Genomic DNA, 23,549 nt, shown 5'->3' on the forward strand with positions numbered 1-23,549 from the left:
GGGGCGGTCGGCAGCCGATGAGTCTACGGGGGATGGCCCTGGGACAGGCTCAGGCCAGCGCCGGCAAGGGGGCGGCGGCGGCGCAGAGCTCCAGGCTCACCTCCCAGAGGCGCCGGCACTGGTCGGCATCGAGGGCGGCCGGGGCGATGCGCACCTCGGTGGGCCAGCCCCGCATGCCGCCGAACTGGTCGGGGCCGTAGTGGCCACCAGGCCTGGCCTCGGGCGCGGTGGCGGCGAACAGCTGGGGCAGGGCCCCCATGGCAGCGCTCTGGAACAGGGGATCCATCAGCCGGTAGGCGAGGGGCTCGAGGCGGGAGCCGGTGGCGGCGATCGAGGCGGGCTGGAGATTGGTGCGGGCGATGCCGGGGTGGGCGGCCAGGGAGAGAACGGGGCTGCCCTGGTCGGCGAGGCGCCGCTGCAGCTCGAGGGCGAACATCACATTGGCCAGCTTGCTCTGGCCGTAGGCCCGCCAGCGGTCGTAGCGGTGCTCGCCCTGGAGGTCGTCGAAGGCGATGCGGCCGAAGTACTGGGCCCCGGAGGTGACGGTGACCACCCGGGCACCGGGCCGGTTACGCAGCAGGGGCAGCAGGGCGAGGCTGAGGGCGAAGTGGCCCAGGTGGTTGGTGCCGAACTGGAGCTCGAAACCCTGGCGGGTGAGGCACCGGGGCGGCGCCATGACGCCGGCGTTGTTGATCAGCAGATCGAGGCGGCCGTAGCGCTCCGCGACGGTCCCGGCGGCGGCGGCCACGCTGGCCAGGTCGGCCAGATCCAGGGGCAGCACGTCGATGGCGCCGGTGGAGGACGCGGCGGTGAGCAGCTCCTCGCGGGCCTGTTCCGCCTTGGCCAGGGAACGGCAGGCCAGCAGCACGGTGGCGCCGCGGGCCGCCAGGGCCCGGGCCGTTTCCAGACCCAGGCCACTGTTGGCACCGGTGACCAGGGCAATCCGGCCGGACTGGTCAGGGATGTCGGCGGCGGTCCAGCGCATGGCGATCGGGAAGCGAAAAGCGTTTGGGGGAGAGCCGTCAGCCGGAGCCGTCCTCCTTCGCTGAAATCGTAACGGAATGTGACGGACCCGGTCCTTCGCGGCGCAGCAGGAAGAAGAAGGGGGTCTCCATGCCCTTGAGGTCCATCACCCCCAGCACGGTGTCGTCGTCCACCTTGCGGAAGACATCGTTGATGGGCAGGTGGTCGTACTGCATCGTGGCGCTCTCCACGCCGCGGTAGCGGGTCATCCGCAGCCGGGCCCCGGAGCGGCGTGTGCTGAACAGTGGCAGCAGCAGCTGGAACAGACGGCCGGCCAGCGGCGCGGTGGGGATCGGCACACGCCCGCTCAGGCGCAGCCCCGGCCCCATGGCCCTCGGCTCCAGGCAGGTGAGGCCGCCGCCGAGCGTGTGGAACACCAGCGGATGGACCTCCTCGGCGCTGTCGAAGCGCTTGCCATGCCAGTGGAAGGCCTCCAGGGCGCCGTCGAGCGGGTGGCCGGTGGGGACGCTCTCCCCCGTCCAGGCTCCGAGCATGAACGCGACCTCCACCGGAGGGAGGGCATCGAAGCGGGCGAAGGCCGCCTCCGTGCTGCTGGTGGTGCTGGTGCTGCTGGTGGCGGGGGGCGAACCCATGCCGGGTTCCGGCGTCAGGTCTCCATTGTCCGGCGCCGACGGGTGCCGCGCGGGGATTCCCCCCAGCGGCGGCGGTAGTCGGCAGCGGTGCCGCCGCAGGCCAGGAGTCCGGCAGCCTGCATCAACTCGGCGATGCTGCGGTGGTCCTGGTCGGCCTCCAGCAGGAGCTGTCGCAGGCGGCAGAGGCGCAGCCGCTTGGCCTCCGCCATCGGCGAGCGCCCCAGTTCCTCCTGGAAGCCGTACTGCAGGTTGCGGACGGAGAGGTCCATGGCCCGGCTCAGCTCCTCGATGCGGAAACGGTGGGTCAGGTGCTCCTGGATCCAGTCGCGGGCATCGGCCACGGCCTGGCGCCGACGCCGGGCGGTGATGCGTTCAGGGCCCTGGTCGCTGTCGGGGGGGTGGCACCACTGGTGCAGGGCCTCCTCCAGGGCCGCGGCGGCATGTTGCGAGCCCCCCGGCTCCCAGGCGGCGGCCCGGGCCAGCTGCAGCCCGGCCGCGATCAGCTGCCGGCTGGCGTGCCCCTGGTCGAGCAGCGGAGACGGCGGCGCCGCACCCCGGAGACAAGGCTGGGGAATCAGGATCGAGAGACCGGTGATGGCATCGCTGGTGCGCCCCCGCATGGCATCGCCCGGGCGGAACAGCAGGGCCATGCCCGGTTCCGCCACCCGCTCGACACCGTTGATCCACTCCTGGGTCAGCCCCCGGAGCGGTATCCAGAGCACCCCGTGGCCGCATTGCTCCCGCTGCAGTTCCAGCCGGCCGCGACCGCTGAGCAGCAGCACCTGGAACTCCTCCACGGCGCCGCAGCGGATCTGGGCCTCGAACGGCGGCGAGCCCGGCAACAACCGGCTGCGGTGATGGCCGAGGGTGCTGGCCACCAGGCTGTCCCACTGGCCGAACGCCCTGGTGTGCAGAACCGTGCGCAGGCCCGGTGCGTCCAGCAGCTGCCGCGGTTGCAGACCGGCCAAGGCGCTGGTGCGTGTGTCTCTGTTCTACAGCGACCAGCACAGGGCGTCCCGCTCGCCAATCAAGAGACTTGCCTTTCTCTCACATCGGCATCCACATGTGCCCATGAAAATGCATTGTCTTCTGGATTGAGTTTCACGCGGTGGGTACGGATGTCCTGCTCGACAAGATGCAGGGGGTTTTTCCCATGGATTGTTCGTGGCCTGCTGAGCATCCTTCCGCTCCGGGGGCGTCAGCCGCCGCTGGGCCCTGTTGCTGGATGCCTCCAACACCCAGGCGTCCGAGGGGTTGGAGTCTCGGCTCTCCAACGACTGGAAGATGGGCGGCGTCTTCGGCTACGGAACCAGTGGACAGTCCACTGACCAGTTCAGCAACGTGTCCATCGATACCGATCCAATCGCCCCCTTCAGTTCGGGACGATGGATCGCACCGCCGAGGCGCGATGGTCTGGCCATGGCCTCAACCTGGCCTTGAGCTCTGAAGTCGATTGGGTGCTGAACCCGGATCACTGACGCTTCTGGGCCAGAACCGCGTCGCCAGTGCCTTGGATGTGGGCGGCTCCTTCTGGAGCAATGGCAACGGGATCTCCTGGGGCGGTGGGCTGCGGTGGCGGTTCGGGGGGCTCCCGGGGGCGGGGACACCGCCGCTTCCCCTTGAAGGGTGAAGTCGGCGGCACGGGCCCAGCGCGCTCCTAGCCTGAACCGGCCAGGTGAGCGCCGGTGCGATTGATGACCCTCCACGACAGAGCGGCGGCCCGATACTCCCTGGAGGACGACATCTACTCCTCCTCCGATCTCTCGGTCACCCTGCCGAAGAGCCATTTTCCCAGCAAGGAACACAACCCCCGCGCCGTGTTCGCCGCGATCCGCGACGAGCTGATGCTGGATGGCAATTCCCGCCAGAACCTGGCCACCTTCTGCCAGACCTGGGTGGAGGACGAAGTCCATGCCCTGATGGATCTGTGCATCGACAAGAACATCGAGGACAAGGACGAATATCCCCAGACCGCCGAGATCGAAGCCCGCTGCGCCCGCATGGTGGCCGATCTCTGGCACGCCCCCGCGGTCGATGACGCCATCGGCTGCTCCACCACCGGCTCCAGCGAGGCCGCCATGCTCGGCGGCCTGGCGATGAAGCGCCGCTGGGAAGCCGAGCGCAAGCGGCAGGGACAACCCAGCGACAGGCCCAACCTGGTGACCGGGCCGGTGCAGATCTGCTGGCACAAGTTCTGCCGCTACTGGGACATCGAGCACCGCGAGATCCCGATGGAGCCCGGCCAGCTGATCCTCAGCCCCGAGGCGGCCCTGCGTTACTGCGACGAGAACACCATCGGCGTGGTGCCCACCCTGGGGGTCACCTTCACCGGCCAGTACGAACCGGTGCAGGAGCTGGCGGCCGCCCTCGATGACCTGCAGGCCCGCACCGGCCTCGACATCCCCATCCACGTGGATGCCGCCAGTGGCGGCTTCCTGGCGCCCTTCTGCGCCCCCGACCTGGTCTGGGACTTCCGCCTGCCGCGGGTGCGCTCGATCAATGCCTCCGGCCACAAGTTCGGCCTGGCACCCCTGGGCGTGGGCTGGGTGCTGTGGCGGCAATCCGTGGATCTGCCAGAGGAGATGGTGTTCTGGGTGAACTACCTGGGCGGCAACATGCGCGATCTCACCCTCAACTTCTCCAGGCCGGGGGGCCAGGTGGTCTGCCAGTACTACAACTTCCTGCGCCTGGGCCGGGAGGGCTACCGCAAGGTGCATGCCGCCTGTTACGCCACGGCCCAGTACCTGGCGAGGGAGATCGGCAAGATGGGCCCGTTCGAGATCATCTACGGCGGCGAGGATCAGGCGGGCATCCCCGCCCTCTGCTGGAAGATCCGGGAGGGAAGTGAGGTGACCTTCAACCTCTACGCCCTCGCCGACCGCCTGCGGGTGCGCGGCTGGCAGGTGCCGGCCTACAGCCTGCCGGCCCACTGCGAGGGGATCACCGTGCAGCGGATCCTGGTGCGCCACGGCGTCAGCCGGGATCTGGCCGATCTGCTGCTGGAGAACATCCGCCAGTCGCTCGACTTCTTCGCCAGCCACCCCGGCCACTCCGCCCTCAGTGAGGCGACCGCTTCGGGGTTCCACCACTGAGCCGGACCAGCGTTGAGGTTGGTGTCATCGCCGCCTCGGCTGCGGCGCCCTGCCCAGGTTGGGGAGTGGTGTCGCTGACGGATCCCGATGAACTGGCTCGAGCCCACCACGCTGCTGCTGCTGGCCTGCGGCCTCCTCTACGGCCTGATGGGGGAGTGGGTCGATGGGGCGATCCTGCTGGCCTTCGTGCTGGGCATCGGCCTGCTCGATGCCGTCCAGCAGCAACGCAGCAGCCATGCCCTGGCGGAACTGGCGCGCCTCTCGGCGCCCCGCGCCCATGTGCGCCGCGATGGTCAGGAGCTGGAGCTCGCGACCGACCAGGTGCGCCTGGGGGACCAGCTGCGCCTGGAGGAGGGGGATCGGGTGGCCGCCGATGCCGCGCTCACCGAAGCGGTGGGGCTGTGGCTGGATGAGTCCCTGCTGACGGGGGAATCCCTGCCGGTGGCCCGCACCGAACCGGGGGAGCGGGTGCTGGCGGGGTCGCTGGTGGCGGGGGGACGGGGCTGGGCGACGGTGGTGGCGGTGGCAGAGGCCACGGAACTGGGCCGGCTCGGCAAGAGCCTGGCCACGGTGCAGCCGCCGCTGACCCGCCTTCAGCGCCAGACCCGCCGGCTCACCTCCCGCCTCACCGTGATGGCCCTGGCCCTCTGCGCCGCCCTGGCCGTGATCCAGGGAGCGTCGAGCGGCGACTGGCCCCGGGCCCTGCTGGCGGCCCTGGCCCTGGCCCTGGCGGTGCTGCCCAACGAGATCCCCGTGGTGCTGGCCCTGTTCCTGGCCCTCGGCGCCCTGCGCCTGGCCCGGATCGGGGTGCTGGCCCGCTGGCCGGCGGCGGTGGAGAGCCTGGGCAGCGCCACGGTGCTCGCCGTCGACAAGACCGGCACCCTCACCGAGAACCGCATGGGGGTGCAGCAGCTGCTCACCTGGCCGGACCTGGAGATCTGGCAGGCCGGCGCCCGCTTGGAGGAACCCTTTCACCAGCTGGTGGAGCTGGCGGTGCTGGCCAGCCGGGGCGATCCGGTGGATGCGATGGAACGGGCGATCCAGCGCCTCGCCACCGACCAGCTCGACGGCAGCGAGCACCTGCACCCCGACTGGCCGCTGGAACGGGAGTACCCGCTGCAGAGCGATCTGCTGGTGTTCTCCCGCCTCTGGCGGGACGGCGATGGGCAGCAGCAGCTGGCGGCCAAGGGGGCCCCCGAGGCGATCGCCGATCTGTGTCATCTCGATGCCGCCGGCACCACCCGCCTGCTGGCCGCCGCCGATGGGCTGGCCCGCCAGGGCCTGCGGGTGCTGGCGGTGGCCCGCGGCCTCGATGGCGCCCCCCAGCACGACCCACCGCCGCCGTCGGCCGCCACGGAGCCGGCCGCCGCCGCCCACGACTACCCCTTCGAGCCGGTGGGCTTCCTGGCCCTGGCGGACCCGCTGCGGGCGGAGGTGCCGGCGGCGATCGCCACGGCCCGGGGCGCAGGGGTGCGCGTCGTGATGATCACGGGCGACAGCCCGGTGACGGCCCGCTCAATCGCCGACCAGGCGGGCCTGCCGCCGGGACCGGTGCTCACCGGCCCCGAGCTGGAGGCCCTCACCCCGCAGGCGCTGGCGGCGGGCATCGGCGCGGTGTCGGTGTTCGCCCGGGTGATGCCCCAACAGAAGCTCCAGCTGGTGCGCGCCCTGCAGGCCGCCGGTGAGGTGGTGGCCATGACCGGGGATGGGGTCAACGACGCCCCCGCCCTCAAGGCCGCCGACATCGGCGTGGCGATGGGCCAGCGGGGCACCGCCGTGGCGCGGGAATCCGCCGACCTGGTGCTGCTCAGGGACACCTTCAGCGATCTGGTGCTGGCCCTGGAACTGGGACGGCGCGTCGATGCCAACCTGCACCGGGCGCTCGGCTACACCCTGGCGATCCACCTGCCGATCGCCGCCCTCGGCCTGGTGCCGCTGCTGCTGCCGGGCCAGGCCCTGATCCTGCTGCCGGTGCACATCGCCCTGCTGCACCTGGTGATCGATCCGGCCTGCACGGTGGTGTTCGAGGCGCTGCCGGCCACGCCGGGGCTGATGCAGCAGGCGCCCCGCCCGCCGGAGGCCCCCCTGTTCGGCCCCGACACCTGGCGCCACTCCCTCACCCAGGGAGCTGTGGTGATGGTGGCGGCCCTGGTGCTGGCCTTCTGGCCCGACACGGACATCGAATCACGCCGCAGCCTGGTGTTCTCGCTGCTCCTGATGGCCGGTGGCGGACTGGTGTGGCTGAACGGGGATCCCCGCAGCCGCATCACCGCCGCCGGTGCCGGCATCGGCCTGGGGTTGTGGCTGCTGCTGATGGCCACTCCCCGGTTGCAACGGCTGCTGAGCCTGGCGTCCCTGCAGGCTTCCCAGATCGTCACGCTACTGATCACCACCGCAGTGGCCCTTCTGCTGGCGGCGGTGGCGGATCGCTGCAGGTTGAGGCCGCCAATCTCCAAGCCAGCGAATCATTTTGAAAACCGTTGAAGGAACCAAAGGAATGATCCAAAAATATCAATCACTACATCTTGGCCATCTTCAAAGCACTTCGCAATCGACAGCAGCTGAGATCCCGCCATCGAGTGGCTCCCGTCGGCAGCTCCTGGCCCTGGAAGGATGCCAGGACCTCAGCTGGAATGGAAAAGCGCGCTTTCCGTGCTAGGACAGATTTTATCTGGTTAGATTCTGCTGAAACTCAGCGCCAGCCATGGATACCCAAGCTTGAACGTTCTGCTCGTCTACCCTGAATTTCCGAAAACATTTTGGAGCTACGAGAAGATCCTTGAATTGGTGAACCGAAAGGTTCTGCTGCCACCACTCGGCCTGATCACTGTCGCCGCCATTCTGCCCCAGGATTGGGATTTCAAGCTGGTAGATGTCAATATCAGGCCCGTTTCAGAGCAAGAATGGCAATGGGCTGATCTGGTGATCATGTCAGCGATGATCGTCCAGAAAGACGACATCATTCGCCAGATCAATCTGGCTAGACACCACGGCAAGCCGGTGGCTGTTGGGGGGCCCTACCCAAGCTCAACTCCCGAGGAACTCGTTGCCGCCGGGGCCGACTTCCTGATTCTGGATGAAGGCGAGATCACCCTGCCGCTGTTCGTCGAGGCCTGGAACCGTGGCGAAACAGGCGGCCGTTTCAGCTCCGAGGGCGTGAAACCGGATGTCACCGCCACACCCATCCCCCGCTACGACCTGCTCGAGCTCAGTGCCTACGACTCGATGAGCGTGCAGTTTTCGCGCGGCTGTCCCTTCCAATGCGAATTCTGCGACATCATCGTGCTCTATGGCCGTAAGCCCCGCACCAAGACGCCGGGGCAACTGATCAGCGAACTCGACCGCCTCTACGCCATCGGCTGGCGCGGAGGCGTGTTCATGGTGGATGACAACTTCATCGGCAACAAGCGCAACGTCAAGATGATGCTCACAGCCCTTGAGCAATGGCAGAGGGACCGTGGGTTTCCGTTCCGCTTCGATACGGAGGCCTCCCTTGATCTGGCTGATGACCAGGAGCTCATTGATCAGATGCTGGCCTGCAACTTTGCGGCCGTCTTCATGGGCATCGAGACACCGGACACGGACAGCCTGGCCGCCACGATGAAGTTCCAGAACACGCGCTCACCCCTGCTCGAATCCGTCGACAAGGTGACGCGCTCAGGCCTGCGGGTGATCGCGGGATTCATCATCGGCTTTGATGGTGAAAAGGAGGGCGCTGGCCAGCGGATCGTCGCCTTCTCGGAAGCCGCGGGGATCCCCACGACCACTTTCGCCATGCTGCAGGCACTTCCCCATACGGCCCTTTGGCACAGGCTGGAGAAGGAAGGGCGCCTGATCGATAAGGTCGGCAACATCAACCAGACCACCCTGATGAACTTCGTGCCGACCCGGCCGGTGGAAGGCATCGCCCAGGAGTATGTGGAGGCGTTCTGCCAGCTTTACGAACCCCACAGGTATCTCGATCGGGTCCATCGCTACTTCCTGAAACTCGGCCCCCCCAGGGTCAAGAGCACCTTCAAGCTTCCCGAGCTGGCGGTGCTCCGGGCACTGCTGATCGTCTGCTGGCGCCAGGGTCTCAAACGCTCCACCCGTTGGGCCTTCTGGCACCACCTGTTCCACATTCTCTGGGCCAACCCCAAGGTGGCGGAGCAATACCTCGCTGTCTGCGCCCACAACGAGCATTTCATGGAGTATCGAGACATCGTGCGGCTGCAGATCGAAACCCAATTAGCCGCCTATGGCCATGAACAGGAGCTGGCTCGCCATCGGCCCATCCCCGTAGCCAACTGAACGGCCGGATGTTCTGTCGCGGAGTCAGAAGTGGAGCTCAAGCCGCCCGTCTCCCCTTCTCGGGTTCGCTCGTGCCCTCAACGCCCAGCAGGCTGGCGGCATAGCTGTGGGTCTCGCCGGAATCACCGCCGGCCAGTTCCGCCAGCTCCGCCTGGCGCTCGCGAGTGTCCCGCAGGTGGGACACCCGCGTGTGGGTGAGACCGGCCTCAACGCTCTTGCTGACCCGGAAATGGTGCTGGGCGGCGGCGGCCACCAGGGGCTGGTGGGTGATGCAGAAGACCTGGCGCCGCTCGGCGAGGCGCCGCAGCAGCTGGGCCATGGCGCCGCTGACACGGCCGCTCACCCCCGCATCGATCTCATCGAAGAGCAGGGTGACGTGGGAGTCGGCTGCGGCCAGGCAGGTTTTCAGCGCCAGCAGGAAGCGGCTCATCTCACCGCCGGAGGCCACCTCCACCAGGGGCGCCGGCGGCTGGCCCGGGTTGGCGGAGAACAGGAACTGCACCGCATCGGCCCCCTCCTCGCCGGCCTCGGCGGGGCTGAGGGCCACGGCGAAGCGCACGTTGGCCAGGCCCATGGGCCGCAGGGCCGCCATCAGCTGCTCCTCAAGGCGCCGGGCGGCGGCGGTGCGGGCCTGGGTGAGCACGGCATTGGCCCGATCGCGCCGCTGGCGGGCGGCGGCTTCGGCGGCCTCCAGGCCCGCCAGGGCGGCCTCGGCATCCGCGCCGGCCAGCTGCTCGCGCAGCTCGTCGCGCCGGGCGATCAGTTCGGGCAGGGACTGGCCATGGCGGCGCTCCAGGGCCTTGAGCAGGGCCATGCGCTCCTGCAGCAGGGCCAGGCTGTCGGGGTCGCTCTCCAGCAGGGAGCCGTAGCGGTCAAGGTCGCGGGCCAGATCCTGCAGCCCGGCGAGGGCGTCGGCGCAGGCCCCGTGCAGCGGCGCCACACCGGCATCGAGGCCGGCCATGGTCTGCAGCTCCTGGTCGCAGGCCGCCAGGTGATCGAGCACGGATGGGGCGGCCTCGGCCCCCTCCACCAGCCGGCCGATCAGGGCCATCACCCCCTCCTGGAGGCGCACCGCGTGGGCGAGCCGGTCCTGCTCGCCCTGGAGCCGCTGGCGCTCGGCGGGATCCTCCAGCGCCGCGGCCTCCAGCTCCGCCAGCAGCTCCTCCTGCCGCTCCCGATCCCGGGCGAAGCGGTCCCGGTCGGCGCGGGCCCGCGCCAGGGCATCGGCCTCCCCCTTCCAGCCCTGCCAGGCGGCACGGGTGGCCTCCAGAAGCGCGGCCAGCTCCTCGCCGGCGAAGCGATCCAGCCAGCGGCGCTGCTGGCCGGGGCGGCCCAGTTGCTGGGTCTGGCCCTGCACAGTGAGATCGAGCAGCAGCGGGCGCAGCTCCAGCACCTGGCTGCGGCTCACCACCACCCCGTTGAGGCGGTGGCGGCTGGTGAGCCGGTCGTCCTGCAGGCGCCAGTCGCGGCTGAGCAGCAGTTCGTCGTCCTCGGCGTCGAGCTCCTGGCGCTCCAGCCAGTCGCGCACCGGGGCCGCCAGGCTGAAGCTGGCCTCGATGCGGCCCCGCTCGGCGCCGCGGCGCAACAGGCGGGCCCCCTGGCTGCCCTGGGCACCGCCCAGCAAGGCGTCGAGGGCATCCAGCAGGATCGACTTGCCGGCGCCGGTCTCGCCGGTGAGCACCGTGAACCCGGCCGAGAACACCAGCTCCAGCCGCTCGATCAGGGCGATGTTCTCGAGGCGCAGACCCGTGAGCACCCAGGCCTCCGGCGAGCGATCGGTACGTGGCCCGACCGTAGCGGCTGTGACTTTCGTTTAGAAGGGGGTTTCGCCTGCCGGCGCCGCGGCGGTACCTCCCAGCCATGGTTTCCTCCCCCCCCGCCCCCGCCGTGACCCCCGAGCGCCCGGGGGCCACCGTCGAGATGGGCGTCGAGATGGGGGACTTCCTGGAGGCGGCGGGCCTGCTCAGCTACGACCCGGCCGCCATCACCCGCATCTACGCCGGCCACCCGATGCGCCTGGCCCGGCGGGTCTGGCAGACCCTGGTACCGATCGGCCTCTATCTGCTGGGGGTGGGCTTCGACTGGTTCACCGGCCAGCTGGCCAACCCCGCCCGGGCACGGGAACGGGCCCGGGAGTGCGCCGAACTGCTGGTGGCCCTCGGCCCCGCCTTCATCAAGGCGGGCCAGGCCCTCTCCACCCGGCCCGACATCATTCCGCCGATCCTGCTCGAGGAGCTGGCCCAGCTGCAGGACCAGCTGCCGGGCTTCGACAGCGCCCTGGCCATGGCCTGCATCGAGGAGGACCTCGGCGCTCCGGTGGAGACGATCTTCGCCTCGCTGGAGAAGGAGCCGATCTCCGCCGCCTCCCTCGGCCAGGTGCACCGGGGGGTGCTGATGAGCGGCGAACGGGTGGCGGTGAAGGTGCAGCGGCCGGGCCTGCGGGAGCAGATCACCCTCGACCTCTACATCGTCCGCAACATCGCCGGCTGGCTGAACAAGAACGTGGGCCTGATCAAGAGTGATCTGGTCGGTCTGATCGATGAACTCGGCAAGCGGGTCTTCGAGGAGATGGACTACATCAACGAGGCCACCAACGCCGAGACCTTCGCCCGCCTCCACAGCCACAACCCCCGCATCGCCGTCCCCGCCATCTACCGCCAGGCCACCAGCCGCCGGGTGCTGACGATGGAATGGATCGACGGCGTCAAGCTGACCAACCTCGAGGCCGTGCGCGCCCTGGGGGTGGACCCCGACCAGATGGTGGAGGTGGGGGTGAACTGCAGCCTGCAGCAGCTGCTGGAGCACGGCTTCTTCCACGCCGATCCCCACCCCGGCAACCTGCTGGCCCTGCCCGACGGGCGCCTGGCCTACCTGGATTTCGGCATGATGAGCGAGGTGTCGCGGGAGGCGCGCACCGGGCTGATCCAGGCGGTGGTGCACCTGGTGAACCGCAATTTCGGCGCCCTCTCCAAGGACTTCGTGCAGCTGGGCTTCCTGGGGGAAGCGGTGGACCTGGAGCCGATCGTGCCGGCCTTCGAGACGGTGTTCGGCCAGGCCCTGGAGATGGGCGTGAGCCGGATGGACTTCAAGGCGGTCACCGACGACCTCTCCGGGGTGATGTACCGCTTCCCCTTCCAGGTGCCGCCGTACTACGCCCTGATCATCCGCTCCCTGGTGACCTTGGAGGGCATCGCCCTGAGCGTCGACCCGGACTTCAAGATCCTCGGCGCCGCCTACCCCTACTTCGCCCGCCGGCTGATGGAGGATCCCGATCCCGAGCTGCGCCGCAGCCTGCGGGAGATGCTCTACGACGGCGAGGAGTTCCGCTGGCAGCGGCTGGAGAGCCTGGTGGCCAGCGCCTCCCTCCAGGACCAGCTGGACCTCGACGGCCTGCTCGACCAGGTGCTGGATTTCCTTTTCTCCCCCAACGGCGGCCTGCTGCGCCAGCAGCTCGTCGATGCCCTGGTGCAGCAGATGGATGCCCTGGCCTGGAACACCACCCTGCGCCTCGGCCGCCGGCTTCCGCCCCGCCTGCTGCCGCCGGGGCTGCGGGCCCTGCCCCCCAGCGCGGCGACGCCACCGCTGCTGGACCTGGAGCCGATCCAGGAGCTGCTGGCGATCCTGCGCGACCTGCCCGGCTTCGAGCCGTCGCTGCTGCTCAAGCGCCTGCCGCGGGTGCTGGGGGAGCCGGATCTGCGCCGGATGGGGCTGCAGGTGGCGAAAGGTCTGGCGGAGAGGGGCGTCGTGCACCTGCTGCGCGATGTGCTGGTGACACCGGCGGTGCGCCAGGCCGCCGGTGTCAGCGGTGCCTGAGATCCGTAGAGTCGATCGCACCCATAGGGAGACAAGCGTGAACAAGCGGCGAAGGCTCGTGGCCGCTGTCCTGGGTCTGGGGCTGTGCTGCTCGACTCCCGCGGCCATGGCCACCGAGAACCTGGTGTTCACCAGCGGGGCCTTCCGGCGCTCGATCCCGGTGGCCGACCTGGAGCACCTGGCCACCACCGGCGAGGCCCGGGGCCTGCTGGCCGACGTGCTGCGGCTGGGCCGCCAGGACCCCAAGCAGGTCAGCAAGCTGCTGAACGAATCGGTGAAGCTGCCGATCGTGCTGATGAGCCGCCTGCTCAACACCCGCATCGGTGAGGCGATCCTGGCCCGCCTGGCGCGGATCCTGTTCCCCCTGCGGGCCCCGGAAGCCGGCGTGCCCGCCCTGCGCGCCGCCATGGTGCTGGGCACCTACGAAGGCAAGGGGTCGCTGTCGGCCATCACCTTCCTGCGGGCCTACCCGACCCGGGAGCTGGAGGTGAGCATCCCGGCCCTGATGGGGCTGGCCTCGAAGGCCTCCTCGATCAGCGAGCTGGTGCGCTTCTTCTCCGAGTCCCCCCTCGACGGGCTGCGGGGCAACGAGCCCCAGGCGGCCCCGGCGCCGTCAGCCGCCACGCCGGCGCCGGCCGCCCCTGCCCCCTGACGCCCCAGACCGGAGCCCTACATTGACGTCAGCCTCGCCGCTGTCCCCCGTGCCCCTGCTTCGAGCCCTGCGACGTATGGGCCGGCAGCCCACCATGCAGGACTGGCCGGGGCTGATCGAGGCCTACCGCAGCTGGCTGCCCGTCAGTGACGCCACGCCGGTGGTGACCCTGCGCGAGGGGGCCACCCCCCTGATTCCGGCGCCGGTGATCGCCGAACGGGTGGGCCGGGGCGTCAAGGTTTTCCTCAAGTACGACGGCCTCAACCCCACCGGCTCCTTCAAGGACCGGGGCATGACGATGGCCATCAGCAAGGCCAAGGAGGCGGGCTCGGAGGCGGTGATCTGCGCCAGCACCGGCAACACCTCGGCGGCGGCGGCGGCCTACGCGCGCCGGGGCGGGATGCGGGCCTTCGTGCTCATCCCCGACGGCTACGTGGCCCAGGGGAAGCTGGCCCAGGCCCTGCTCTACGGCGCCGAGGTGCTGGCGGTGCAGGGCAACTTCGACCGGGCCCTGGCGATCGTGCGCGACGTGGCCGACCGCTACCCGGTCACCCTGGTCAACTCCCTCAACCCCTACCGGCTGCAGGGGCAGAAGACGGCCGCCTTCGAGGTGGTCGATGCCCTCGGCGAGGCCCCCGACTGGCTCTGCATCCCGGTGGGCAACGCCGGCAACATCAGCGCCTACTGGATGGGCTTCAAGGAGTACCGCCAGGCGGGCCACAGCACGGTCCTGCCGCGGATGATGGGCTTCCAGGCCGCCGGTGCCGCCCCGATGGTGCTGGGGCACACGGTGGAGCAGCCCGACACGATCGCCACGGCGATCCGCATCGGCAATCCGGTGAACAAGGAAAACGCCATCAAGGCCCGAACCGAGAGCAACGGCGACTTCATGGCCGTCACCGACGCCGAGATCATCGAGGCCTACAAGCTGCTGGGCCAGGGGGAAGGGGTGTTCTGCGAGCCGGCCAGCGCCGCCTCGGTGGCGGGTCTGATCAAGCGACGGGAGGAGGTGCCGGCCGGCGCCACGGTGGTGTGCGTGCTCACCGGCAACGGCCTCAAGGACCCGACGACGGCGATCGAGAACAACGACGCCACCTTCCACACCGGCATCGCCCCCGAAACCGAGACCGTCGCCAAGGTGATGGGCTTCTGAGCCGCCAGCTCGGACCTTTTCGGACCTGACGGCGGCCCAACCGTCTGGGGAAATCCTGGGACATTCCCCACCGCACGCCGGGAGAGCCGGGGGAGGGAAACCCCCCGTGGGCGGCCCCCGGATTCCCCAGGACCGGGAATCGGTGGAAAACCCCTGGAAACGGCCCCGTTGCGGCGCCGATTCCCCAGCCATCGAGCCCGTAAAACCCAGTGAGAGAAAGGGGAGTGAACCGCTTTACCCGTTTTCCCCCGCCCCTACTGCGACGGGCTGTTTTTCTTCTTCTCAATCCTTGATTGATCCTCTGAACAGTCGGGGAGCCACCCGTTGCGCTTTGGCGCGCCCTGTGAAACCGTGGGGCCTCACGAACGCCGTGCCGCCCTCGCCGGCCCCCGCCATGAAGCTGGTCTGCTCCCAGGCTGAACTCAGCGCCAGCCTCCAGCTGGTCAGCCGGGCGGTGGCGACCCGCCCCACCCATCCGGTGCTGGCCAACGTGCTGCTCACCGCCGACGCGGGCACCGGCCGCCTCAGCCTCACGGGCTTCGACCTCAGCCTCGGCATCCAGACGAGCCTGCCCGCCGCCGTCGAGACCAGCGGTGCCATCACCCTGCCGGCGAAGATGTTCGGCGAGATCGTCGCCCGCCTGGCCACCGACAGCCCCATCAGCCTCAGCTGCCCGGAGGGCGAAGAGCAGCTGGAGCTGACCAACCTCTCGGGCAGCTACAAGATGCGGGGGATGCCCGCCGACGACTACCCGGACCTGCCCCTGGCCCAGAGCGGCACGCCGATCCGCTTCCACGCCGAGGCCCTGGTGAAGGGCCTGCGGGCCACCCTGTTCGCCAGCAGCCCCGATGAGAACAAGCAGCTGCTGACGGGCGTCCACCTGCGCCTCGATGGCGAGGGCCTGGAGTGCGCCGCCACCGACGGCCACCGCCTGGCCGTGCAGCGCCTCTCCCACGCCGTGGAGGCCGCCGGCGGCGAGCCGCCCGCCGCCGATGGCGAGGATTTCGCCGTCACCGTGCCGGCCCGATCCCTGCGGGAGCTGGAGCGGATCCTCTCGGGCCGCGGCTCCCAGGAGCCCCTGAGCCTGTTCTGCGAGCGCGGCCAGGTGGTGGTGCTCTCCGCCGACCAGGTGCTCACCAGCCGCAGCCTCGACGGCACCTACCCCAACTACCGCCAGCTGATCCCGGCCTCCTTCCAGCGCCGCATGGTGCTCGACCGCCGCGCCTTCATCGCCGCCCTCGAGCGGGTGGCGGTGCTGGCCGACCAGCACAACAACGTGGTCAAGATCAGCGCCGACCCGGGCGCCGGCACGGCCACGATCCGGGCCGACGCCCAGGACGTGGGCAGCGGCTCGGAATCGCTGGCGGCCACGATCGAGGGGGAGGCGATCGAGATCGCCTTCAACGTCCGCTACCTGCTCGATGGCCTCAAGGCCATGGGCTCCGACCAGGTGGTGCTGCAGTGCAACGCCGCTACCACCCCGGCCGTGCTGGCGCCGGTGGGGGCCGATGAGGCGTTCACCTACCTGGTGATGCCCGTCCAGATCCGCACCAGCTGAGCCCGTGGGTCTTCCCGACCAGCTGCTGCTGAGCGATCTGCTGCGGCGGCAGGTGCGGTGCGATCAGGGCCTCGAGCGGGGGGCCGGGGTGCTGGCCTGGATGCACCCGCCGGTGCACCGGCTGCTGGGCTGGGCCAGCCGGCCCTCGGCCTTTGCCCAGAAGCGGCTCGTCTGGCGGCTGGACCAGCTGCGGGGGCTGGGGGAGCAGGAGGTGTTCGTGAAGGGGGAGCCGGCGGAGACCGACGCCGCCACCCTGGAGCGGCTGCCCACCCTGATCGATGCGGCCCTCACCGGCGCCGATGACGTGCCCCTGGGGCTGGTGGCCGACGCCGCCGTGGAGCTGCGCAGCGGCCGCATCCTGCATTACCTGGTGGCCCGCAGCGACCCGCGGCTGCCGGGCACCAGCCGCTGGCGCCTGAGCCCCGACCGGATCGTCGACCAGCAGCCCGGCCGGGTGTTCACCGCCCTGCGGGGCCTCGACGACCTGCCGGTGGCCCGCGCCAGCGTGCGCCAGCAGCTGCTGCGCCGCTCGCGGCGCTGGAAGGAGCAGGTGCAGGAGGTGGGCGGCCGTGTCGAGGAGCGGCTGGAGGGCTGGCTGGAGGAGCCCCCCTGGCCGGATGCCTTCCGCGAGGAGCGGCCCTGGCCCGACCTGGACCCGGACCCTGCGCGGGAGCGCCGCGACCCCTACGACGATGACCCCGCCGGGGCCGACCCCTATCCCCAGGAGCGCTACGCCGGCGAGCCGGACGAACCCGACCCCCTCGAGGACTGGCCCGAGGAGGAGGAGCCCCAGGCACCGCCCCGGGAGTTCCGGGAGACCCGGGAAGCGCCCCCGGTGGAGCCGGCGCCGCGCCGCGACCGTTACCGGGGCCGGGAGCCCCACGGGGACGACGACCCCTGGATCTGATACTGGAGGGCCGTTGCCGCGCCCCCCGGTGGTTCCTGTCTCGACCCCGTCCTTCTCGGTGCCCGAGGCCCTGCGCAAGGAGGGCCTGAGCCAGGGCGACTACGACGAGATCGTGCGTCGCCTCGGCCGACCCCCCAACCGGGCCGAGCTGGGCATGTTCGGGGTGATGTGGTCGGAGCACTGCTGCTACCGCAACTCCCGCCCCCTGCTGGGCCAGTTCCCCACCAGCGGCCCCCGCATCCTGGTGGGGCCGGGCGAGAACGCCGGCGTGGTGGACCTGGGCAAAGGCCAGCGGCTGGCCTTCAAGATCGAGAGCCACAACCACCCCTCGGCGGTGGAGCCCTTCCAGGGGGCGGCCACCGGGGTGGGGGGCATCCTGCGGGACATCTTCACCATGGGGGCGCGCCCGATCGCCCTGCTCAACGCCCTGCGCTTCGGGCCCCTGGAGGACGAGCGCAACGTGGGCCTGATGGAGGGGGTGGTGGCCGGCATCGCCCACTACGGCAACTGCGTCGGCGTGCCGACGGTGGGCGGGGAGGTGGCGTTCGACCCCAGCTACGGCGGCAACCCGCTGGTGAACGCCATGGCCCTGGGCCTGATGGAGACCGACGACATCGTCTGCTCCGGGGCGGTGGGCGTGGGCAATCCGGTCGTGTACGTGGGCAGCACCACCGGCCGCGACGGCATGGGCGGCGCCAGCTTCGCGTCCGCCGAGCTCACCGAGGCCTCCCTCGACGACCGGCCCGCCGTGCAGGTGGGCGATCCGTTCCTGGAGAAGGGGCTGATCGAGGCCTGCCTGGAGGCCTTCAAGAGCGGCGATGTGGTGGCGGCCCAGGACATGGGCGCCGCCGGCCTCACCTGCAGCTGCTCGGAGATGGCCGCCAAGGGCGGCCTGGGCATCGAACTGGATCTGGATCGGGTGCCGGCGCGGGAGAGCGGCATGACGGCCTACGAATTCCTGCTGAGCGAGTCCCAGGAGCGGATGCTGTTCGTGGTGGCGGCGGGCCGGGAGGAGCCGCTGATGGAGCGTTTCCGCCGCTGGGGCCTGCAGGCGGCGGTGGTGGGCCGGGTGCTGGAGGAGAACGTGGTGCGGGTGCTGCAGCACGGCGAGGTGGCGGCCGAGGTGCCCGCCAGCGCCCTGGCGGACGACACGCCGATCAACCACCACGAGCTGCTGGCGGAACCCCCGGCCGAGATCCAGGCCCACTGGGGCTGGAGCGAAGCCGAGCTGCCGGCGGCTTCGAATGCCGGCGGCCTGGAGCTGGCCGCTGGATCACTGGGTTGGGGCGACGCCCTGCTGCGTCTGCTGGATGACCCCACCATTGCCAGCAAGCGCTGGGTCTACCGCCAGTACGACCACCAGGTGCAGGCCAACACCGTGGTGCTGCCCGGTGGCGCCGATGCGGCTGTGGTGCGGCTGCGGCCCCAGCAGGGGGAGGGGGCGATGGAGGCGGCGACCCGCGGCGTGGCGGCGACGGTCGACTGCCCCAACCGCTGGGTGGCCCTCGATCCGGAGCGGGGCGCCATGGCGGCGGTGGCGGAGGCGGCCCGCAACCTCTCCTGCAGCGGCGCCGAGCCCCTGGCGGTCACCGACAACCTCAACTTCCCCTCCCCCGACACCGCCACCGGCTACTGGCAGCTGGCGATGGCCTGCCGGGGCCTGTCGACGGCCTGCAGTGCCCTGGCCACGCCGGTCACCGGCGGCAACGTCTCCCTGTACAACGAGACCCGCCTGCCGGACGGCCGCATGCAGCCGATCCACCCCACCCCGGTGGTGGGCATGGTGGGACTGGTCCACGACCTGGCCCACGTGACGGGGCTGGCCTGGGGCCAGGCCGGCGATGCCATCTGGCTGCTGGGGGTGCCGCTGCAGGAGAGCGGCGACGAACGCCTGGGGCTGGGGGCCAGCAGCTACCTGGAGGTGGTGCACGGCCGGCTCACGGGCCGCCCGCCCCTGACGGATCTGGCCCTGGAGGGCCAGGTGCAGGGCTTCCTGCGGGCGGCCATCGCCGCGGGCCTGGTGCGCTCCGCCCACGACCTCTCCGATGGCGGCTTGGCGGTGGCCCTGGCGGAGGCCTGCATCGCCTCCGGCCTGGGGGCCGCGCTGGATCTGCCCGCCGGTGCGGGGCGCCCCGACCGGCTGCTGTTCGCCGAGGGCGGGGCCCGGGTGCTGGTGAGCGTGGCGCCGGAGCAGGAGGCGGCCTGGCAAGCCGCCCTGGCGGAGGCCGGTGCGGCCGTGCCGGCCGAGCGCCTGGGCACGGTCACGGCGGATTCCCGCCTAGTGGTGGCGCGGGGCGGCGAGCCCCTGCTGGCGCTGGCGGTGGAGCAGCTGCGCCACACCTACGAGCAGGCGATCCCCGCCCGGCTGGGCAAGGCCGGCCCCCCACCCGACAGGTAATGGGCCAAGATGAACTCGGTCCTTGGTCTGAGCCTGCCGTGCCCTTCGCCGATCACCGCGATGCGCACGCTGCCCTGATCGACCCTGACCGCCCCGACAAGCCGGAGGAGGCCTGCGGCGTGTTCGCCGTGCTGGCGTCGGGTCAGGCGGTGGCCAACCTCACCTATTTCGGGCTCTACGCCCTGCAGCACCGGGGCCAGGAGTCGGCCGGCATCGCCGTCTTCGACGACGTCAAGGTGCGGCTGCACAAGGACATGGGCCTGGTGAGCCAGGTGTTCGACCAGGACGTGCTGGAGCGGATGCCCGGCCAGCTGGCCGTGGGCCACAACCGTTACTCCACCACCGGCAGCAGCAAGGTCTGCAACGCCCAGCCCGTGGTGCTGATGACGCGCCTGGGGCCCCTGGCCCTGGCCCACAACGGCAACCTGGTGAATGCGGCAGAGCTGCGGGATTCGCTCGCGCACCTGGCCGGGGAGTTCACCTCCACCACCGATTCGGAGCTGATCGCCTTCGCGCTGCAGGAGGCGGTGGATTCCGGGCTGGGCTGGAACGCGGCGATCCGCCAAGCCGCCGGCCGCTGCCGCGGCGCCTTCAGCCTGGTGATCGGCACCCCCGATGGGCTGTTCGCCCTGCGGGACGGCCACGGCATCCGGCCGCTGGTGTTCGGCCTGCTGGGGGAACCGGAGCAGGGCCAGTGGGTGGCCAGCAGCGAGAGCTGTGGCCTCGACATCATCGGCGCCAGCTTTGTGGATGATGTGCAGCCCGGGGAGCTGATCCACTTCCGCCAGGCCGATCCGATCCCCGAGCGGCAGCGCTGGTGCGAGGAGCCCAGCAAGCTGTGCGTCTTCGAGATGATCTACTTCGCCCGGCCCGACAGCCGCTTCTTCGGCGAGTCGCTCTACAGCTACCGGGTGCGGATCGGTGAGGTGCTGGCCCGGGAAACGCCCGTCGAGGCCGACATCGTCATCGGCGTGCCCGATTCCGGCATCCCGGCGGCGATCGGTTATTCGCACGTGAGCGGCATCCCCTTCGCCGACGGCCTGATCAAGAACCGCTACGTGGGCCGCACCTTCATCCAGCCCACCCAGGCGATGCGGGAGGCGGGCATCCGGGTGAAGCTCAACCCCCTGCCCGATGTGCTCGCCGGCAAGCGGGTGGTGGTGATCGACGACTCGATCGTGCGCGGCACCACCAGCCGCAAGCTGGTGGCGGCCCTGCGGGATGCGGGTGCCACCGAGGTGCACATGCGGATCAGCTCGCCGCCCGTCACCCACCCCTGCTTCTACGGCATCGACACCGACACCCAGGACCACCTGATCGCGGCGCGGCTGACGCTGGAGGAGATCGAGCGGCACCTGGGGGTGGATTCGCTCGCCTACCTCACCAAGGGCGGCATGGTGGAGGCGGCCCAGGCCAACTCCAGCCATTTCTGCACCGCCTGCTTCGACGGCCAGTACCCGATCGAGATGGATGAGGAGGTGCGCAACAGCAAGCTGATGCTCGAGCCCACCGGCCTGGCGGCGCGGGTGTAGGCCCGGCGGCCGGCCCCAGCATGCGCATCGCCTTTCTCGATTCCTGGCTGCAGGACGTGGCCGAGGGCAGCGGCACGGCGGCGGCCATCGGCGGCCTGGCCGGGGCCCTGATCGCCCGGGGCCACACGGTGGAGCGGCTGGTGCCCGAGGGCGCCTGGCCCCGCAACCTGCTGCTGCGCCGCCTCTGGTTCAACCTCACCCTGCCCCGGCGCCTGGCGGCCGCCGAGGGCCGCTACGACCTGGTGGTGGGCTTCGACATCGACGGCTTCCGGGTGGCGCACCGCTGCCCGGTGCCCTACGTGTGCTGCATCAAGGGGGTGCTGGCCGAGGAGTCGCGCTGCGAGAGCGGCTGGCCGCGGCTGATGCTCTGGGGTCTGTCGCGGCTGGAGCGCCTCAACGCCAGGCGGGCGCCGCTGGTGCTCTCCACCAGTCGCTACTGCTGCGAGCGCATCGAAGCCCACTACGGCGTGCCGGCCGATCGGCTGCGGCTGGTGCCGGAGGGGATCGATGTCGGCCTATGGAATCCTGCGGGCGGGGACGATGCCGCTCGCGAGCCCCACACGGTGCTGTGCGTGGCGCGCCAGTACCCCCGCAAGCGGGTGGGGGATCTGATCACGGCGTTCCAGGGCGTGCAGCAGCGGTTGCCCAGCGCCCGGCTGGTGGTGATCGGCGATGGGCCGGAGCACGGGGCACTGCGGGAGCTGGTGGAGCGGCTGGGGCTTGGTGAGGTGGTGCGACTGCTGGGGGCCCTGCCCGACGACGGCGCCGTGCGCGAGTGGTACCGCCGCAGTGCGGTGTTCTGCCTGCCGTCGATCCAGGAGGGCTTCGGGATCGTGTTCCTCGAGGCGATGGCCAGCGGCCTGCCGGTGGTGAGCACCACGGCCACGGCGATTCCCGAGGTGGTGCCCCACGGGAAGGCCGGCCTGCTGGTGCCGCCGCGGGATCCCCAGGGCCTTGCCGAGGCCATTCTCAAACTGCTCACCGATTCCGCGCTGCAGGCCGAGCAGCGGGCCTTCGGCCGCGCTCACGTGGGGCCGTTCAGCTGGGACCGGGTGGCGGAACGCTTCCTGGAGGTGGTGTCGCCCCCGGCAGCCGCCGGATCGTGACCAAGCCGCGGCTGCGACCCGAGGTGGAATCAAGGGTGCGGATCGCGGCCCAGAGGTCGGCGACGGGGACCCACACCGAGGGGTAGCGGTAGCGGGCCACGTCGAGGATCAGCACCCGGTCGGAGGGGGCGTGGAAGGCGGCCAGGGGGGCGATGTGGCCGCCGCCGGCCTGGCCGAGGGTCGGGCGCAGGTAGTTGGCCAGCAGGCGGTCGCCGGGCTGGTTGAGGTTGGCGCGCAGCAGGGCGCGGAACTGCTCCAGGCTGAGCTGGTCGCCGTGGATCGCTTCGGCTTTCACCCCGTGGGCCCCCAGCAGACCGGCCAGCTCGGCCAGGGTCATGCCCTGGCGCCGCACCACCTCGGCGCTCACCACCTGGCGGCCGGCCGGCACCTCGAAGACGTTGTCCTGGGTCCAGAAGCGGTAACGGCCGTAGCCCGGCACGGCCGGGGCGGGTACGGCGAGGCTGTTGAGCACCATGGCGGCGCTGGCCACACCGCAGTAGGCGAGGTTGGCCTGGGTGAGGAACTGCTCGGCCAGGGGGCCGTAGTCGGCTCTGGCGGCGCCGTTGGCCACCAGCAGGTCCATGCCCGCCGGCTCCATCAGGGGGATCGGCGCGGCCCGCAGCGGTGCCGCCAGGGCCAGCGACAGCAGCACCAGGCCGGGGAACGGGAGGATCGAGCGCTTCATCACGGCTGCCTTGGTCCCCGGGGTGGGGGGCCTGGGATCGAAGGTAGGGGAGCCATCGCTGGGCTGGGGTTCAGCCGAGCTCCAGGCAGGGAACCGGTGATGGATCGTGCACTCCAATGCCGTGCTGTCCGCTCGTCTATGTCGTCACACTTTTCTGAAGAGCTTCCTGGGCGAGCCTATTGAGACTCTTTCCTTGTACCTCCGCAGTCATCGCCAGTTTCTTGTGAAGTTCAGGCGAGATTCTTAGATTGAACCTGCCTGAAAAGTGTTTACGGGGTTCAATTCCCTGTTCCTTGCAGACCTCAAGGAAAACCTCCAAAGACTTCTTGAACTCACGGCGAAGCTCATCAGGAGTTGAGCCATAGAAGTCGGCACCTCCAGATAGGCCAAGAATTTCCCCACGAAATTGATCCGTGTCCGGGTCGTATTCAATTTTGGCCTGGTAGCCATCCAGTGTCATGAGATTCATGGCGTCACTCCGTGTTCTTCAAGCCATTTTCGGATCGATGCGACAGCACCCTTGTCTGTATCAGGCGATGGGTGGGGTCGATGGAAGACTCTGACTTCACCAAACAGAACGACCGCGACGCGGCTGCCTGCTCTCTCGGTGACATCCCCACCCAGTTCCTGAAACAGCGCTTCCACGTCCCTCCACGGCACATTGCCGCTCACAGGTCGGGAAAAGATCAGCTCAAGAGTGCGCTGGTTCTTTCGCTTCATTCCAGAATGGTACTGATTAACGGTACC

Annotated in this window: 18 protein-coding genes; 11 read left to right on the forward strand and 7 right to left on the reverse strand. The window is 70.2% G+C overall.

Features of this window, described 5'->3' with window-relative positions; all coding sequences use genetic code 11:
* Nucleotides 1-49 precede the first annotated feature (49 nt).
* From CJZ86_RS12445 to CJZ86_RS12455, 3 genes are read right to left on the reverse strand one after another with little or no spacing between them, the layout of a single operon-like run.
* Nucleotides 50-985, reverse strand: coding sequence for an oxidoreductase (locus CJZ86_RS12445; protein ID WP_094586258.1), 936 nt, complete (start codon nucleotides 983-985; stop codon nucleotides 50-52).
* Between the two features lie 37 nt (nucleotides 986-1,022).
* Nucleotides 1,023-1,616, reverse strand: a complete 594-nt coding sequence (locus CJZ86_RS12450) for a DUF4334 domain-containing protein (protein ID WP_094586260.1) — start codon at nucleotides 1,614-1,616, stop codon at nucleotides 1,023-1,025.
* A 14-nt stretch (nucleotides 1,617-1,630) separates the two neighbouring features.
* Nucleotides 1,631-2,584: a helix-turn-helix domain-containing protein gene (locus CJZ86_RS12455; protein ID WP_094586261.1), complete on the reverse strand. Its 954-nt coding sequence runs from the start codon at nucleotides 2,582-2,584 to the stop codon at nucleotides 1,631-1,633.
* Between the two features lie 726 nt (nucleotides 2,585-3,310).
* Here CJZ86_RS12455 and gad point away from each other — a divergent pair.
* The 3 genes from gad to CJZ86_RS12470 all read left to right on the forward strand — a co-directional run bounded on the left by gad (nucleotide 3,311) and on the right by CJZ86_RS12470 (nucleotide 8,998).
* Nucleotides 3,311-4,708, forward strand: a complete 1,398-nt coding sequence (gad, locus tag CJZ86_RS12460; protein WP_094586263.1) for a glutamate decarboxylase — start codon at nucleotides 3,311-3,313, stop codon at nucleotides 4,706-4,708.
* A gap of 87 nt (nucleotides 4,709-4,795) precedes the next feature.
* Nucleotides 4,796-7,192 (forward strand): cation-translocating P-type ATPase, encoded by a 2,397-nt coding sequence (locus CJZ86_RS12465; RefSeq protein WP_094586265.1) that lies wholly within the window; start codon nucleotides 4,796-4,798, stop codon nucleotides 7,190-7,192.
* 234 nt (nucleotides 7,193-7,426) lie between these two features.
* Nucleotides 7,427-8,998 carry a B12-binding domain-containing radical SAM protein gene (locus CJZ86_RS12470; RefSeq protein WP_094586267.1) on the forward strand — a complete coding sequence of 524 codons (1,572 nt, stop codon included), beginning with the start codon at nucleotides 7,427-7,429 and terminating at the stop codon, nucleotides 8,996-8,998.
* A gap of 37 nt (nucleotides 8,999-9,035) precedes the next feature.
* Here CJZ86_RS12470 and recN read toward each other — a convergent pair whose 3' ends face one another.
* Nucleotides 9,036-10,754: a DNA repair protein RecN gene (gene recN / locus CJZ86_RS12475; protein WP_094586269.1), complete on the reverse strand. Its 1,719-nt coding sequence runs from the start codon at nucleotides 10,752-10,754 to the stop codon at nucleotides 9,036-9,038.
* 164 nt (nucleotides 10,755-10,918) lie between these two features.
* Between recN and CJZ86_RS12480 the strand changes: the two genes are divergently transcribed.
* From CJZ86_RS12480 to CJZ86_RS12515, 8 genes are all read left to right on the forward strand, one after another.
* Complete coding sequence (locus tag CJZ86_RS12480; RefSeq protein ID WP_094586349.1) at nucleotides 10,919-12,811, forward strand: ABC1 kinase family protein; 1,893 nt, start codon at nucleotides 10,919-10,921, stop codon at nucleotides 12,809-12,811.
* 37 nt (nucleotides 12,812-12,848) lie between these two features.
* Nucleotides 12,849-13,463: an alpha/beta hydrolase gene (locus CJZ86_RS12485; RefSeq protein ID WP_094586271.1), complete on the forward strand. Its 615-nt coding sequence runs from the start codon at nucleotides 12,849-12,851 to the stop codon at nucleotides 13,461-13,463.
* A gap of 94 nt (nucleotides 13,464-13,557) precedes the next feature.
* Entirely contained in the window at nucleotides 13,558-14,616 is a 1,059-nt protein-coding gene (gene thrC, locus CJZ86_RS12490; protein ID WP_094586351.1) for a threonine synthase, read from the forward strand.
* A 394-nt stretch (nucleotides 14,617-15,010) separates the two neighbouring features.
* Complete coding sequence (dnaN, locus tag CJZ86_RS12495) at nucleotides 15,011-16,174, forward strand: DNA polymerase III subunit beta (RefSeq protein WP_094586273.1); 1,164 nt, start codon at nucleotides 15,011-15,013, stop codon at nucleotides 16,172-16,174.
* 4 nt (nucleotides 16,175-16,178) lie between these two features.
* Entirely contained in the window at nucleotides 16,179-17,081 is a 903-nt protein-coding gene (locus CJZ86_RS12500) for an RNA methyltransferase (RefSeq protein WP_094586275.1), read from the forward strand.
* Nucleotides 17,082-17,109: 28 nt separating this feature from the next.
* Nucleotides 17,110-19,479 (forward strand): phosphoribosylformylglycinamidine synthase subunit PurL, encoded by a 2,370-nt coding sequence (purL, locus tag CJZ86_RS12505; RefSeq protein WP_094586277.1) that lies wholly within the window; start codon nucleotides 17,110-17,112, stop codon nucleotides 19,477-19,479.
* Complete coding sequence (gene purF, locus CJZ86_RS12510) at nucleotides 19,479-21,011, forward strand: amidophosphoribosyltransferase (protein WP_233134003.1); 1,533 nt, start codon at nucleotides 19,479-19,481, stop codon at nucleotides 21,009-21,011. Before purL ends, purF begins: the two co-directional genes overlap by 1 nt.
* A gap of 20 nt (nucleotides 21,012-21,031) precedes the next feature.
* Complete coding sequence (locus CJZ86_RS12515; RefSeq protein ID WP_094586281.1) at nucleotides 21,032-22,117, forward strand: glycosyltransferase family 4 protein; 1,086 nt, start codon at nucleotides 21,032-21,034, stop codon at nucleotides 22,115-22,117.
* Here the strand turns inward: CJZ86_RS12515 and CJZ86_RS12520 are convergent.
* From CJZ86_RS12520 to CJZ86_RS12530, 3 genes are all read right to left on the reverse strand, one after another.
* On the reverse strand, nucleotides 22,050-22,802 hold the full coding sequence (locus tag CJZ86_RS12520) for a phytochelatin synthase family protein (RefSeq protein ID WP_233134004.1): 753 nt from the start codon (nucleotides 22,800-22,802) through the stop codon (nucleotides 22,050-22,052). The two genes, CJZ86_RS12515 and CJZ86_RS12520, sit on opposite strands and share 68 nt — an antisense overlap.
* Before the next feature lie 136 nt (nucleotides 22,803-22,938).
* Nucleotides 22,939-23,271 (reverse strand): type II toxin-antitoxin system HicB family antitoxin, encoded by a 333-nt coding sequence (locus CJZ86_RS12525; protein ID WP_094586283.1) that lies wholly within the window; start codon nucleotides 23,269-23,271, stop codon nucleotides 22,939-22,941.
* Nucleotides 23,268-23,522: a type II toxin-antitoxin system HicA family toxin gene (locus tag CJZ86_RS12530; RefSeq protein WP_094586285.1), complete on the reverse strand. Its 255-nt coding sequence runs from the start codon at nucleotides 23,520-23,522 to the stop codon at nucleotides 23,268-23,270. Before CJZ86_RS12530 ends, CJZ86_RS12525 begins: the two co-directional genes overlap by 4 nt.
* Nucleotides 23,523-23,549 lie beyond the last annotated feature (27 nt).

The organism is Synechococcus sp. BO 8801, assembly GCF_002252675.1.
Lineage (GTDB): Bacteria > Cyanobacteriota > Cyanobacteriia > PCC-6307 > Cyanobiaceae > Cyanobium.